The following is a 13972-nucleotide window of genomic DNA, read 5'->3' on the forward strand; positions in this document are numbered from 1 at the left end:
CTCCTCGGGGTAACTGCCTGATCTTATAATAGACCAATGTCCTCGGCTGACCAGGACATCAACTCGACCCAAGCTGGTTCCAGATCCCAGTATTCGAACATAATGGATCGCGCTTTAGCGTCGGCCATTTTTTCGACCTTCGTTAAATAATGGTACATAAAAGCGGATGCCCGGAAATTCATAATGCAATGCACGAACACCTTCTGCCCTTTCAAAGCGTGCATGAGATTGCAAAACAGTTTTACCTGTTCCTTCGAGGGGGAATCAAATTTCACGGGTATATGGATATAGCCTATTCCGAACTCAGACAAAAGACGATCTTGCTCCGGAACCGCATTTGGGTGATTGCTTAACCCGAGGTTGACGACATAGCGGTAACCTGCAGCGGCGATGTCCGAAAACTGACTTGCCGTGGGCTGCCCTGCAGTGCCGATGGTGTCCGTGAGTTGCACAAAGTTTTTTATGTTTTTCAATTTCATCTGCTTATAAGGTTGTTAACAATTGCCTGACACTGTAGTTCCAAAATGCATCATAACTTTTTTGTTAATGCTTTTTGCGCTGCTTTCAGGCGGTCTTGCTGCAAAGAGTGTTTCTCGTATGCTTTAAGGTGTTTGATGAAGTTACGACGGAAGATCAATAATGCCATCACCAAGGAAATCGTCAGTTTTACGACGAATACACCAATTATCACACTAGAAACATCGACATTTTCTGGGAAAGTCAGTAACAGATAGGCGTGTGCAAAAACTGAATACACGCACAGACCACCAAATAAAAGCGTGATGGTAACGTTAGCTTTGAATAACCCAGCCAGCAGCCAAATGGCACAGATCAAGAAAACGAGTAGTTGGAAGTTCTCTGGGACATGTATCCGGCTGAGAACCAAGTTAACAGTGGACGCGACAAGACTGTTGATCGCAAAGAGAGCCCATAGCATAAAGAGATAAACCAGTTTTGGCTTTTCTATTTGCTTGGGTAAATTCAAGCCTTCTATGGCAAAACCACTATCAGTTACGGTATTTTCAACAGAGTCCATGTCTTTTCCTTAATAGTTTTATCGAATAATAATTGAGTTGCCAATTTCTTGCTTTTCTACTGAGGTGCTTAACCCTCGTGGGGGTTTCTTTATTTTGGTTCCAATAAACACCAGGACTTATCACTGACTTCTCCACCCATTGCCCAGCGGTGCAGGTATTTAAATTTGTCGCCGTCAAACTCAAACACCAGCTCACTGGTAAAACCGGCTAATTGATTGTGCCCTTTATATTCAAAAACCCAACGTTTTTCGTTGGCCTCTTTTAATTTGTGTACGGTGGTGCATGGCATTTCTTCCATGTGCACATGCAACGCGGGCTCATTGTTTTCGTTTATGGTGATCAGGCCAACCTCTTCATGCACTTTGGTGTTGTCCGCTGTTCGGGTTGCGATGTAGCGGTATGCTTTCGTCTGTGTACCCGGCAGCGCTTCCACCTTGAAGCTCCCGGAAAATTCTTCCCGGTCGTGGTTTATCCCTGTGCCGCTATAGTATTGTGATGTGAAATTCACCTTATGTCTTCCTTATTTAATGTCTTTTGGGTTAAAACCAGCCATTATCGGGAGCGATATTGTCGCCACCGTAGTCCATATCATCGTCTACATAGTTTGCGTAAACGCATTTATTTCCACGTTGATATTTGGTACGTAGGATGAGTTCGACGGAATCAACATGTTCCCAGTTATAGATTTCTGCCGCGAGTTCGGAGGCCGCCTCCATCGATAAATCGACGGCATCGTAGTCGCCGTCTTCGTCGATAAGTGGGAATAACTCAGTTTGCTTAAGGTTTAACCCAATAACGATGTACGTACCTTTGTCGATAACGGAAGCCACTGCCAGTGTAATAGTTGAGAAATCACCTGCCCAGTTGTCCGCGATATTCAAGCTAAAATTCTGCTCGGCGCTCTCTGGCTTGACCAGCTCTGTCAGTTGGGTAACCAGCGCATGATGAGCTTTGTTCTGAGTGCTGATTTTTATCAATGAAAGGTTCTGCCGGAGGTTTTGACTTAATGCATGCGATGTGTGGGTTGGTACTTCAAATGCGGCGGATTTGGCTTCCTCTGCACTGGCGTATTCCACCAGTTCATTGTTCGTTATGGCGTAATATAGAGTTTCGTCAGTGTTGTCATACCAGATAGAAGCAAACGGATTCTCGGTGCTAAACTTTTTCAGTTCCGTGAGAATATCTGCAACGATTGCGGTATTGGTATTTGTTAGATTCTGCACTTCCAGTTTAAGTAATGAGCCATTGATGGAACTGTTGTGAAGCTTATTGCTATCCCTCGATAAGTGGTCATTGACTATTCCTTTGACCGTATCAACGGTGCCATTATCGTTCATTTTGATTTCTATCGTGAGAATACTGTCAGTCATAACCCTTCATTCCTTTCTTCACTCTTGTGGTGTTGGGTATCGCGCTATCTACCCAATCCTCTTTTAAAAAAGCGTTCAGACGCTCAAACCTGTTTAGCTATTCCCAGGTTCTTTCCCAAAAATTGTCATCCGTTTTTCGGTGGTGATAGTCTATACCGCCGTAAACACCGGCTACATTAAGTTCAACGCAGACATGGCCGGCCAGCCTGTATTTTATGAAAATGTGCTTTACTCCCCGAAGCATGCCCAGGGCGACAGACGTATCTTGCAACATGGCGTCGAATGCGTCTTCTTCGTCGAAATCCATTGCTTTAAAATCTCGGTTACCCAAAGGAGTATTTTTAAGGTCAAATGCTACATAAAGACAATCATCGTGCAGTTCCGAAAATTCGACGGATTGGACGAGCTCTTTGTACCCTTGGTAAACCTTTTCGGTGCCACTATCCCGGTCCTTGGCTACCCATTGACACCAGCTTACCGGGCGACCATCCCACTTTCTGAACTTCTTTAGTGTGGCGTCAGTGAAGTTGTCTAAGGACTGTTGAGGTGTTTTATCTGCTAAACCTTGAAACAGTTGCAGGTAAAATTGTCGGTCATTTTTTTTTGGAATAAGAAATCTGGCAACAGCATAGTCATCCGTGTCTGTCCTTTTTAACTTAAAAATGACTCCAGATTTGTTCTTGTTATCTGCAATCTTTTGATTTAGCTCTTTTGGGGTATCTGCCGAGATTAGCTTACCTTCATGGCACGATAAGAAAACAGATTCGTGCGTTTCTTCAAAATAGAACTCGGAAATGAGGTTTTTGGCTCCAATGAATACGATTTGCTGATGAACCTTAAGAATGAGCTCTTCGTCATAATCCAATGGCGTCCATTGTGCGGTATAAGATCGTTTTTCCTTTGTTAAACTGAGTACCGCTCCGTGCATTTCTGCATTAAGCGCGCTCAACACGGGCATTAGTGAAGCATCTTGCTTTTGGTTCAGGGTGAAGGTTGTCTTTAGGATGGATTCACTCATGTTACTTTCATTCCAATGGTGGCTATGGCATCTAGGGCAACTCTGAATAATTGCTATCTACCTCAGCGGGAGAAGAAATGCGCAAAAATCGAGGCAAGTTCTGCAGGCAATATTCATTATCTTGGCAAAGAACTTAACAACGAAATTGGCCATTTCAGCCCCGCCCTCCTGGTCCTTCAGATTGATGACTGAGCTTTGTTGTGTGTTTTGAAAAGGACTCGCCATTCCCTGCAACACACGCCTCGCTCAGCCATCGATCAAATGGGGCTGAGGTGATTTGAATTAATCAATGTTGCCCTAAGCACTTTACCTGAATTAGGTTATCCAGACCAGCTAGGTGAACGCTGCCTTCGGCCCGGAAATAAATAACAATACAGGTCTTTTTACCCCTGCATTTTTATTGATTTCAGCTAGGCTATTGAAGGGCACTTTTGCAAAGTCCGTCGATCTCTGCGTGTGTGCTAGCAGCATGCAAAACAAGGCAAACACGAAAGGGAATCGCGAGTCCTTTGCAATGTGCCCTTAAGTTTGATCCCTAAGTGACAGATCGCCTGGAGCTCTCAGCATGAAACACATGCGCCATACCCTGCTACGCCGGATTTATATCGGTTTTTTTGCCATTCTGGTGTTGTTGGCGGTATCCAGCCTGCTCAGTTATAACGGCTTCCGGGAGATGTTTTCCCGGTTAGAGTATTCGAACCGGGTGACCCAATTAGCGAATCTGATGTATGAAACCCGGTTGGAGGAGAAAACCTACGCGCGTATGGGCGGTGAAGCGAATGTAACGCAAATCCGCGCGTCTATTCAGGAGTTATTAGCCGATTTCGACGCCTACGCTGCACAGCAGAAATCCGAATATTGGGGGCCAACAGATCAGGAGCGCATTCGTGGTTTACGCGCTGCTGTAAATCAATACGTGCAGGGTTTCGATGATTTCGTTGCCACCCAGCGCGACATTGAGCAAATCAACACGCAATTGGATGCACTGGCCACGCAGACCAATGAAACCGTCAACAGTCTGCTGCAAACCATTGCTAATTCGTTCTGGCAACAGTCCACCACGCCGCTTGGGCAAATCGAAAGTTATCAGCTGATGATGCAGTTGGCCGACGTGACCCTGAAACTGCGGCAAAACCAGTTGGAATTCAGCCTGAATCATGGTGAACCGAAAGCCGCCGAGCGTTTTTTCAGCAACGCGGAGCTGAGTAAAATATTGCTGACCAGCCTGTCGGGCTACATCCCGGAAAACGCCGATCTGAAGCAAACATTGCGGCAACAGGTAGAACAAAATGAGCGGCGCATGGCCGAGTTGATGACAGCGTATGAGGCGTTAACCAAAGCCGAAGCGGTGATGAATAACGCCGCTCGCGAAGCCAGCGCCGTGAACGATCAGATACTCAGCCTGCAAACCAACAGTATGCGCTCTCGCGGTGAGTTCAGCCTAACCAGCGTTGCTGTAACCAGTTTGGTGACGTTTTTGGCGGGGGTGGTGTTGGTGATCGTGATTGTGAAAGGCATTCGGCGCGACATTGAAGAACGCAAAAAAGTGGAACAAAAACTCAAAGAAGCCAATGCCATGGTGGCGGCTGAAAATGAGCAGAAAACAGCGTTGGCCAATATCAATGAGGCCTTGCAGGGTGAACAGAACATTGAACAATTGAGTGCTCACATCGTTGGGGCGATTGCCCGAGAGCTGAAGGTACCCATGCTCGCGGTGTATGTCCTTGAACCGGATGATCGACTTCGGCGAACCGCTTGTTGGGCGTATCCTGAGGAGTATCAACGCAACGAGTCGGTACCGGTCAGTGGCATATTAGGGCAAGCCGTACAAAGTGCAGGGCCGATGACCAGTCTGGAAATTCCACAAGGCTTGCGCCTGCAATTTGGCTTGGGTGATCTGTCCCCTGCGACCGTGGTTTACCTGCCGCTGAGACACGACAAGAAGACCATTGGCTTGCTGGAAATCGGGTTACTTCATCATTGCCCGGCGGAGATGATGGCATTGTTAGAACAGGGTGCCAAAAGCCTGGCCACCGCGCTCAAAGTGGCTATTACCGTAGAGGAGCGTCAGCGCGCGAACGAAGATCTGTTGCAGGCGAAGATTCAGGCCGATGATGCCAACCGAGCGAAGTCAGATTTCCTCGCCAACATGAGCCACGAAATCCGGACGCCGATGAACGCGATCATCGGGATGACGCATCTGGCGCTACAAACCGGCTTAAATCCCAAGCAGCGAAATTATGTCGAGAAGGTGCAGCACGCCGGTGAGTCCTTGCTGACTATCATCAACGATATCCTCGACTTCTCAAAAATTGAAGCGGGTAAATTCACCATCGAAGCGATTGAGTTCAGTCTGGAAGATGTCTGTGATGACATCAGCCAACTCATTGGGATGCGCGCGGCTGAGAAGGGGCTGGAGTTGCTGATCCGGTTGCCCAAAAACTTACCCGCTCAGTTTATTGGTGATCCGTTGCGGTTGAAGCAGGTGTTGACCAACTTAGGCAACAACGCGGTGAAGTTTACCGAGTCGGGTGAGGTCACATTGGATGTACAGGTGCGCAGCCACAAAGGGCAGCAGATGTCGCTGGAATTTACCGTCCGTGATACCGGTATTGGCATGAGCGCAGAACAACAGGCCCGGGTTTTTGAGGAGTTTCAACAGGCCGATTCGTCAACCACTCGCCGTTTCGGCGGCACGGGGTTAGGGTTGGCCATCAGTCGTCGGCTCTGTGAACTGATGGGCGGCGAATTGTCGGTGGAGTCGACCGAAGGCAAAGGCAGTGCGTTCAGTTTTACCTTACCGTTGCAGATCGCGCATGAGCAGCCGCTGGTTAGCCGCGATATTCCAGCGAGCTTAGCCAATGCGCGCATTTTGCTGGTGGATGACAACGCCAGCGCCCGAGAAGTGATTGGCGATATGCTCCAAAACCTTGGCTTTCAGTTACGCGTGGTTAGTTCAGGCCTGCAGGCCATTGAAGAAATCAACCTGCGTCTGGAAGAGAAATCGCCCTACAGTCTGGTGTTGATGGACTGGAGTATGGCCGGCATGGATGGCATTGAAACCATTCGCCAGGTGCAGCAGCGCTTGCCCGCAACGGATGCGCCGCAGTTCATTATTGTGACTGCCTACGGGCAGGAAGAAGTCCACCGCTTGGCGCAGATGGAGAACATCGAATACCACAGCGTTTTGCAGAAACCACTCACGCCGTCGGGCTTGTTGGAAGCGCTGTTAGCGGCGTTGAATTTTCAGACCGACATTTACCAGCCCAAACGAAAATCGAGCGCTCCCAAACAGGTGGCCGCACTAACCGGCAAACGGGTACTGCTGGTAGAAGACAACGCCTTGAATCAGGAACTGGCTACCGAACTTCTGCAACAGCAACAGATTGACGTCACGCTCGCGCACAACGGGGCTGAAGCTGTCACCCTGGTGCAACAGCAGGCTTTCGATCTGGTGCTGATGGACATACAAATGCCCGTGATGGATGGTTATGAAGCCACGCACGCCATCCGCGAAACGCACCCGGCCGACATTCTGCCCATTATTGCCATGACCGCCAACGTGATGCAGGCGGACATAGACCGCGCCAAAGCCAGCGGTATGAATGATCATTTGGGTAAGCCCATAAACGTGGGTGAGCTGGTTACCACGCTGAGCCGTTATCTTCAGGGCAATGATGACCCGTTACCGTCACTTCCAGTGGTTTCACCAGTAAGTACGCCAACAGTGTTGGACCTGACACAAGGGCTGAGCATTTGCGGCGGCAATGTGGAACTGCAGCAAAAGTTATTGCGCCGGTTCCGCGAAGAACAGGCGACCGTATTGGCACAACTGCAAAATCATATGCATGCGCAGCAATGGCAGGCCGCGGAGCGCTCCGCGCATACACTGAAGGGCATGGCCGGTAACATTGGTGCTCGCCCGCTCAGTGAGCTTGCAGCGGAAGCGGAAGACACATTACAGCGCCAGAGCCCGCTTTCTGAGAGACAATGGGGGAATTTACAGCAAGGGGTCGACGCCGTGTTGCTGGCGATAGACGCCACATTACCGCCGAACGGGTTGGACGACGAAAACGCCGCCAGTTCCCCACATACTGAAATAAACGGCGCACCCTCGAATGCCGGCGCAGCAGCGTCGACCTATGCAGCGTTGGTGAACGCCGTGAATGATGACGATACCGAAGCACTGACCTATATTGCAGATCTGACAGAGCAGTTAGGGCCACAGTCGACTGAGACGTTTGCCGACTTGCGTCAGGCGATAGAACAATTCGACTTTGAACGTGCGCAGCAGCATCTCGCCGCGTCACACGACGCCTTATTGCGGATGATAGGAGTGGGCGATGACCAACGCTGAAAAACAATCCACCATACTGGTGGTCGATGACAGTAGCCAGAACATCGAGCTCTGGCATGAACTGCTGCGCAACGATTACAAAGTACGCGCCGCCTTGAATGGCGAACGCGCGCTGAAGCTAATGGCTGGAGACGACAAGCCCGACCTGGTGTTGCTCGATATTATGATGCCGGGCATGAGCGGATATGAAGTGTGCGAAAAGTTAAAAGCCGACCCCACCACGAGCAACATTCCAATTATTTTTGTCACTGCCAAAAGCCAAAGTACCGATGAAGTAAAAGGCTTCGAATTGGGTGCGGTCGACTATGTGACCAAACCTATTCAGCCGGTGGTGGTTATGCAACGCATCCGCACGCATCTGGCGCTGTACGATCAAAGCGTAGAGCTGGAACGGCAGGTAAGGCAACGCACGAGTGAACTGCAAGACAGCCGTTTGCAGATTGTACAAAGCCTGGGCAAAGCCGCGGAATACAAAGACAACGAAACCGGTATGCACGTCGTTCGCATGTCACACTATTCGCAATTGCTGGCGCTCAAATCCGGGTTGGATGAATACACTGCCGAACTGTTATTACACGCGGCCCCGATGCACGACGTTGGGAAAATCGGCATTCCCGATCACATTCTGCAAAAGCCGGGTAAACTGAATGACGCTGAATGGGCGATCATGAAAACACACCCTCAAATCGGCAGTGAAATTTTAGGCAATAGCGATTCAGAATTGATGAAAATGGCTCGTGAAGTGGCCCTGAACCACCATGAAAAATACGACGGCAGTGGTTACCCTGCCGGTAAAGCCGGCAAAGACATTCCCTACATTGCCCGCATTGTGACCATTGCCGATGTGTTTGACGCATTAACCAGTGTGCGCCCATACAAAGAGGCCTGGCCCGCTGAAAAAGCGTTCGACTTGCTTAAAGATGAACGCGGTAGCCATTTCGACCCCGACTTAGTGGATCTGTTTCTTCGTTTGAAAGACGAGGTGCTGGCGATTAAAACGAAATACCTGGATTAACGACCAACCCGCTGTTTCAGTATCGCCTTTTCGAGTAGCAAAACCGCGCGTGCTTTGCGCCGCACTTTTCCTGTCTGATCATTGCAAACATGCTCCAAACGATCAAAATTGATCAAACAAACGGACGTACACTGGATGCATCAATTGGAGAGACAAATGAACAAAGCGACGATACTGCTGAAAGACATCGTGCACCAGATCGACACCCGTCCGATAGAGGACTTAACGGTCCACACTATTGCCGAATGCGTCGGTCTGTCGCGTTGGCAAGTGCAACGGACTTTTTTGGCGCTCACTGGGCTGTCGTTGAGTGAGCACTTGAGACAGTTCAAGTTATCCATTGGCGCGAAACAACTGGTGAATACCCAACAAGGCATCCTGGATATCGCGTTGGATACCGGCTTTGGCAGTCAAGAAGCATTCGCACGTGCGTTTAAATCTCATTTTGGGTTAACACCCGGGCAGTATCGCAAACGCGGATTGCTGGATGATGTCTCCTTCCAATTGTTTATTCCACAAGACAAACAATGGAGCAAAGCCATGAACATTAAAATTGAAACCAAACCCGCCATGAACCTGGTTGGCTTATGTGATTACTTCAATGGCCACGGCATGGAGAATGCGAATAACTTCGAGATACTGCCGGCACTGTGGGCGCGCTTTAATACCGAAACGCAGGCGCAGGCACACAACATAGGTACCTTTTACGGCCTTATCTATGAAAGCGATGACCCCGCGTGCGGCCAACTGCGCTACCTGGCCAGTTACAATGAAAATGACGGCGACATTAAACTCTCCGCACCAGTCCGCGAACCGGTGGCGGGGCAACAATTCGCTGTATTGCCACACCATGGTTTGTTGCAGAACATTGGTGAAACATTGGACGCGTTTTACGGCCAGTGGTTACCGGAATCGGACTACCGCATGGACGGCAACGTGAACATTGAGGTTTACGATGAACGGTTTAACCCGATGTCTGAAGACAGTTATTTCGAAACCTGGGTGCCAGTGGTATTGAAAACGCAATAGAGTCGCAGTTTGGTTGTATCAACGGCGTTCTCGCCCGTGTGCACCACGGGATGCATTGATTAAAAAAACGGGGCAACATTTTCATGTGCCCCGTAAACGGTTAATTCAGAAGTCGCCTATCCATTTGGCTGCGAGTCGATTTTTTAATATTCATTCACTTCCATGTAGGCACATAACAAATTGCTGACTTACGACAAATCACATCCTGTGGTTTGAATACTTTAAGAACTGCATTTGCGCTGATCCGGTGCTGACTTACGAAACCGCTGAACGTTTGGAGAAAGCTAACTTTTGTTGTTGGTAAAAGTTACAGCGCTTTGCTCGGCACCTTACGATGCTTGTCTAAAAAGCCTTGGACTTGCTTTTCAGCCACTTCCCGGGTGATCGCATATCGCGACTGCACGATGCCGGTCAGCTTCTGAATATGCCCTTCGGTTTTGAGCAGTTCATCTTCCGTTAACTTACCCCAGGCAACCTTCGCGTCACCCATCATCTTGTTCCAATCTTCTTTAAGAACGTTCGTTGGTGTGCTTGTCTTGGTTTGATCATTCGCCGTTTTCATAAAACGCCTCTTTCCTTTACTTCATTTCGCAATATTGCGAAATGTCAGTGGGCGTATCATGGGGTTAATCAACATACGGGTCGGTGCGCTGGAGCACATAGGGGTAATCACGGGAAGAAGCAAGTTGAGAACCGAGCCAGCGGCATATGACTCCGGGCGCTGGCTATCGGTATTGGGCAATAGCTGACCGAAGCGATGGCTCGTATATGTCGTGCCAATGATGATGTACTTGCCTGATGTCGAATGGATCAATAAAGGTACGAGATAGGCATTCATGTCTGACCACATAAGGCTCGATGACATGAACGCTTGCAGCACAAAAAGCCATGAAAGACTCTTCTGGATATTTAGTGACAATATGCAATGGCTCAACGCGAATGTAGCCGAGTAAGCGTACACCGTTTATCCGCACGCAAGCCTCTTCAAAAACTTCTCGAATAAAGGCTGTCTCGTAGTTCTCGCCCGGATCTAAATGCTCACCAGGGAGCTCGAATCCCCGGTGATTTTCCACAACTAACAGCCCGTCATCGCTGAAACAATACCCATGGGTAGTTGTCACTGTCGCATCTGCCGGTATTTCGCCTGGTTCAAACTATGCGAGTTTGAAGTGGGTATCCCCCCACTTGACAATATAAGGGTCATTCATTAGTTGTTAATTTCATTAAGTACCGTTGTTGTATTGGACCGAGTAATTGGATGTATAACTCTGCCTTTTATGGAGTCGTTGACTGAGCGACGTCGTGGTTTCGTTATGGTGACGTAGACCTTTCTTTTTCTTTTTCTTTTTCTTTTTCTTTTAAATCGTATTCTTCATTGAACGCCAAAAAGCGATTAAGTCGATTGGCAGAGGCTTCAAATAAATAGGCAAGATACAGACGCAAACCGTCAAGTTCAATTGTCTCGCTTTTCGAGAGCTTACTTATTTCGGACCTATGCAACTCTGTCGCTTTGCCAAGTAACGATCTTATGGCGTTTCTGCGCTCCGCAATAGGCCCTTCAACCTGAAATGCTTCGCATACGCCCTCAAACGAAGGGGCTTCTTTGGTTCGCTCTAAATGATCCAGGCAAATATCCATATCAATTAGAATGTTTTCCAGCTTAAAAATTTCATTCTCGTAAGCGGTTTTTGCCTGTGACGCAACAGCCCAACCAGAACAAAGTGTTAGAAGGACTAGTGCGCCAACTTTTGTCGCGGCGTGATAGCTCATTTTATCTCCGTGAACGATTACAGAAGTATAGGTTCTTATCTGTTGCTGTTGACTATGCTACTTCATTTTAAAAAAAATAGCGCCACGCGTGCAGGGACGCACGCTCAAGCGACCGTTTGCACCTGCCAATACATCAAGAAGCACCGCGAGCAAACGAAATTTCGTCTGCCCTTGGAACCTTTACTAACACAAACCCTGTCACCAGTTATACATCAGCAACAGGGTATAGGTTTGCTTGCGTGTTTCGTTTGCGTTAAAGGGTTTCCCTTGCCATTGGGCAATGGCCATAGTTTGCCAATCGCCAAATTGCATGCCGTACTGTACGGCGCCGGTGGGCGCAAGTACGGCGGTGGATCGGGTGATGGAATCGTCCCATTGCGTTGCTTCGCTGTGCAAACCCAGTTCAGCTCCAAGCAGGCCGTTTCCCAGCGGCATTTGTGAACCGAGGGCGGTGTTGGTTTGCCAGGCATTTATGGAGTCCTTGATGCGGGCAGCCGCATTGGCGGTAAATCGCAGCGGTCCGATAAAGGTTTGTGTGTCCAGTTGCGTCAGAAATCCGCGTTCGGTGTCGTCAAACAGTTCGCTGTAGTCCAGGCTAAGTCCGGCTTCCCATTGCATGGGACCATACTGACCAAGTAACGCAATTTTCATGGGGTTCACAGTGAGCCTGTCGTTGCGGTAACTCAGCCAGGGCAGCGCTGCGGGCGTCCATTCTTGTTGGTACGCAGCCATTCCGACGAGGCCAGCGGTCCACTGGCTTTGAGCTTGGCTTGTCGTCGCGGCTAACCCAGCAGTGGCAAATAATAAAGCGGGTAACAGGTGACGGTGTGTGGGTTTGTTCATGGTTTGAGTTTCCTTCATTTGGGTTACAGCAAAACAAATGCGGTGACAATTAATCCTGCGCTGATTCCAGCCACTAGGCTCCAGAATCCATAGGTCACCCACGACAGTGAAAAACCGGGTTTGAAATCAAATGGAGTGCCAAATTGCTGGTCGGTTGTCGCTTCTCCGGTCGCAAGAAAGTGCATAAGGTGTGCTTCCAATGCAGGACCGCCCGCTAAAATGTGGTCTGGCGCATGTCCGGCTCCGGCGACTTTAATCAGTGCACCATTGGTGACGTAAGGCATCCAGAACTGTTCGATTCGTTCAACAGGTGTGGCGACATCGACATCCGACCCTAAGATCAACGTTGGCGTTTGCGTAGGTCGGTTTGCCAGCGGCCCATAAGCCCGCGCTTGCCAACCTTTGGTGATACCGTTGTAAAGTAATTCTGACAACGGGGCGTTCAGTACAGTCGAGTCGGCGGTGCGCGCCAATGTTTGCTCAACTTCGCCCAGGCCATTCAGGTCGATGGCTCCAGCGCTGAAGAAGGTACCCCACACCCAATCTTCGCTCTTGAACGGGTTTGGGAATTTTTGCATTGCAACTAAGCCGCTGTAGTTACCTTGTGCAGCTTTGCTGTAGGCGTCGATGACCATGGGCATGGAGTTACGGCTGTACAGCATCATAAAGGTAATAAGCCGGATCTGGTCTGCATCCAAGTGGGCACCCCAGGCCTTTTCGGGCAAGTTCGCCAACACGTCTGCCATGGTCGATTTTAAGTTCGGCAGATTTTGTGCGCAGTCGGTGTCGGCGTTGCATTGTTGCTCCAGCACGGTCAACTGCGCATCGGTGTAGGTTGGATCGAAGAAAAAGCCGCCATCCGGGTTGGCGCTCATGATCAGGTTGCGGTCTACTACGCCTGGTTTCAGTTGGTCGAAATACCACGCAATGCGGGTTCCATAACTCACGCTCAGCAAGTTAATTTTGGCGAGGCCGAGCGCTTTACGTACTTGGTCAATATCCTCGACGACTTCATAAATGCCATAAGCCTGGGTGTCGACACCGTCGGCTTCCCATTGTTGCTGGCATACACGAACCTCTGCCGTGAGGCGGTCTAACGTTGTTTGCGCCAGAAAATCCTCTTTGTTGTTCTTGCCTTCCAGTTTGAATTGCTTGCGTAGTGTTGGGCAGTCCAGACGAGGTGTGCCGTCAATGCCCCGGTATCCTATCGTTAGTACATCAAAATGTTCCCATACCCAGTCCGGCAGTGGCGGGTTCAAATTGGACATACCCGGACCACCCATCAGCCAGACAATCGGGTAAGGGTTCAGACGTTCGCCACTGGCTGGCCAGTGTTGAACCCGGATGGTTACCGGCCGGTCGCTATTGGCCGACTCCGCAAGGGTCGCGTCATAACACAAGGCGTGCTTGGGTTTGCTTTTACAGTGGTCGATAGCGGTGAGTTGTGCTTCGCTGGCCTGTGCTAAAGAACCAGCGGCGACTGCGATCAGGATGACGATGGACAAGACAAATTGATTGGTTTTCATGGTGCGT

General features: G+C 49.4%; 13 protein-coding genes. 3 read left to right on the forward strand and 10 right to left on the reverse strand.

The window, feature by feature from the left end; all coding sequences use genetic code 11:
* Positions 1-23 precede the first annotated feature (23 nt).
* The 5 genes from IYN85_RS22150 to IYN85_RS22170 form a co-directional block, all read right to left on the reverse strand.
* Entirely contained in the window at positions 24-473 is a 450-nt protein-coding gene (locus IYN85_RS22150; protein WP_196161142.1) for a protein tyrosine phosphatase family protein, read from the reverse strand.
* 56 nt (positions 474-529) lie between these two features.
* Positions 530-1036: a hypothetical protein gene (locus tag IYN85_RS22155; protein ID WP_196161143.1), complete on the reverse strand. Its 507-nt coding sequence runs from the start codon at positions 1034-1036 to the stop codon at positions 530-532.
* 89 nt (positions 1037-1125) lie between these two features.
* Positions 1126-1545, reverse strand: coding sequence for a hypothetical protein (locus IYN85_RS22160; protein ID WP_196161144.1), 420 nt, complete (start codon positions 1543-1545; stop codon positions 1126-1128).
* Positions 1546-1576: 31 nt separating this feature from the next.
* Positions 1577-2407, reverse strand: coding sequence for a hypothetical protein (locus IYN85_RS22165; protein ID WP_196161145.1), 831 nt, complete (start codon positions 2405-2407; stop codon positions 1577-1579).
* 97 nt (positions 2408-2504) lie between these two features.
* Entirely contained in the window at positions 2505-3425 is a 921-nt protein-coding gene (locus IYN85_RS22170; RefSeq protein ID WP_196161146.1) for a hypothetical protein, read from the reverse strand.
* 565 nt (positions 3426-3990) lie between these two features.
* Here IYN85_RS22170 and IYN85_RS22175 point away from each other — a divergent pair.
* The 3 genes from IYN85_RS22175 to IYN85_RS22185 all read left to right on the forward strand — a co-directional run bounded on the left by IYN85_RS22175 (position 3991) and on the right by IYN85_RS22185 (position 9826).
* Positions 3991-7782, forward strand: coding sequence for a response regulator (locus tag IYN85_RS22175; protein ID WP_196161147.1), 3792 nt, complete (start codon positions 3991-3993; stop codon positions 7780-7782).
* Positions 7769-8797: an HD-GYP domain-containing protein gene (locus tag IYN85_RS22180; protein ID WP_196161148.1), complete on the forward strand. Its 1029-nt coding sequence runs from the start codon at positions 7769-7771 to the stop codon at positions 8795-8797. Before IYN85_RS22175 ends, IYN85_RS22180 begins: the two co-directional genes overlap by 14 nt.
* 156 nt (positions 8798-8953) lie before the next feature.
* On the forward strand, positions 8954-9826 hold the full coding sequence (locus IYN85_RS22185) for an AraC family transcriptional regulator (protein ID WP_196161149.1): 873 nt from the start codon (positions 8954-8956) through the stop codon (positions 9824-9826).
* 307 nt (positions 9827-10133) lie between these two features.
* Here the strand turns inward: IYN85_RS22185 and IYN85_RS22190 are convergent, their stop codons facing one another.
* From IYN85_RS22190 to IYN85_RS22210, 5 genes are all read right to left on the reverse strand, one after another.
* Positions 10134-10388 carry a CsbD family protein gene (locus tag IYN85_RS22190; RefSeq protein WP_196161150.1) on the reverse strand — a complete coding sequence of 85 codons (255 nt, stop codon included), beginning with the start codon at positions 10386-10388 and terminating at the stop codon, positions 10134-10136.
* Positions 10389-10551: 163 nt separating this feature from the next.
* A complete protein-coding gene (locus IYN85_RS22195) occupies positions 10552-10947 on the reverse strand; it encodes an NUDIX domain-containing protein (protein ID WP_196161151.1) in 396 nt (131 codons plus the stop codon).
* A 190-nt stretch (positions 10948-11137) separates the two neighbouring features.
* On the reverse strand, positions 11138-11596 hold the full coding sequence (locus IYN85_RS22200) for a hypothetical protein (protein ID WP_196161152.1): 459 nt from the start codon (positions 11594-11596) through the stop codon (positions 11138-11140).
* Positions 11597-11794: 198 nt separating this feature from the next.
* Positions 11795-12439: a hypothetical protein gene (locus IYN85_RS22205; protein ID WP_196161153.1), complete on the reverse strand. Its 645-nt coding sequence runs from the start codon at positions 12437-12439 to the stop codon at positions 11795-11797.
* A gap of 23 nt (positions 12440-12462) precedes the next feature.
* Complete coding sequence (locus IYN85_RS22210) at positions 12463-13965, reverse strand: alpha/beta fold hydrolase (RefSeq protein ID WP_196161154.1); 1503 nt, start codon at positions 13963-13965, stop codon at positions 12463-12465.
* Between the last annotated feature and the right edge of the window lie 7 nt (positions 13966-13972).

This window comes from Reinekea sp. G2M2-21, assembly GCF_015687175.1.
Lineage (GTDB): Bacteria > Pseudomonadota > Gammaproteobacteria > Pseudomonadales > Natronospirillaceae > Reinekea.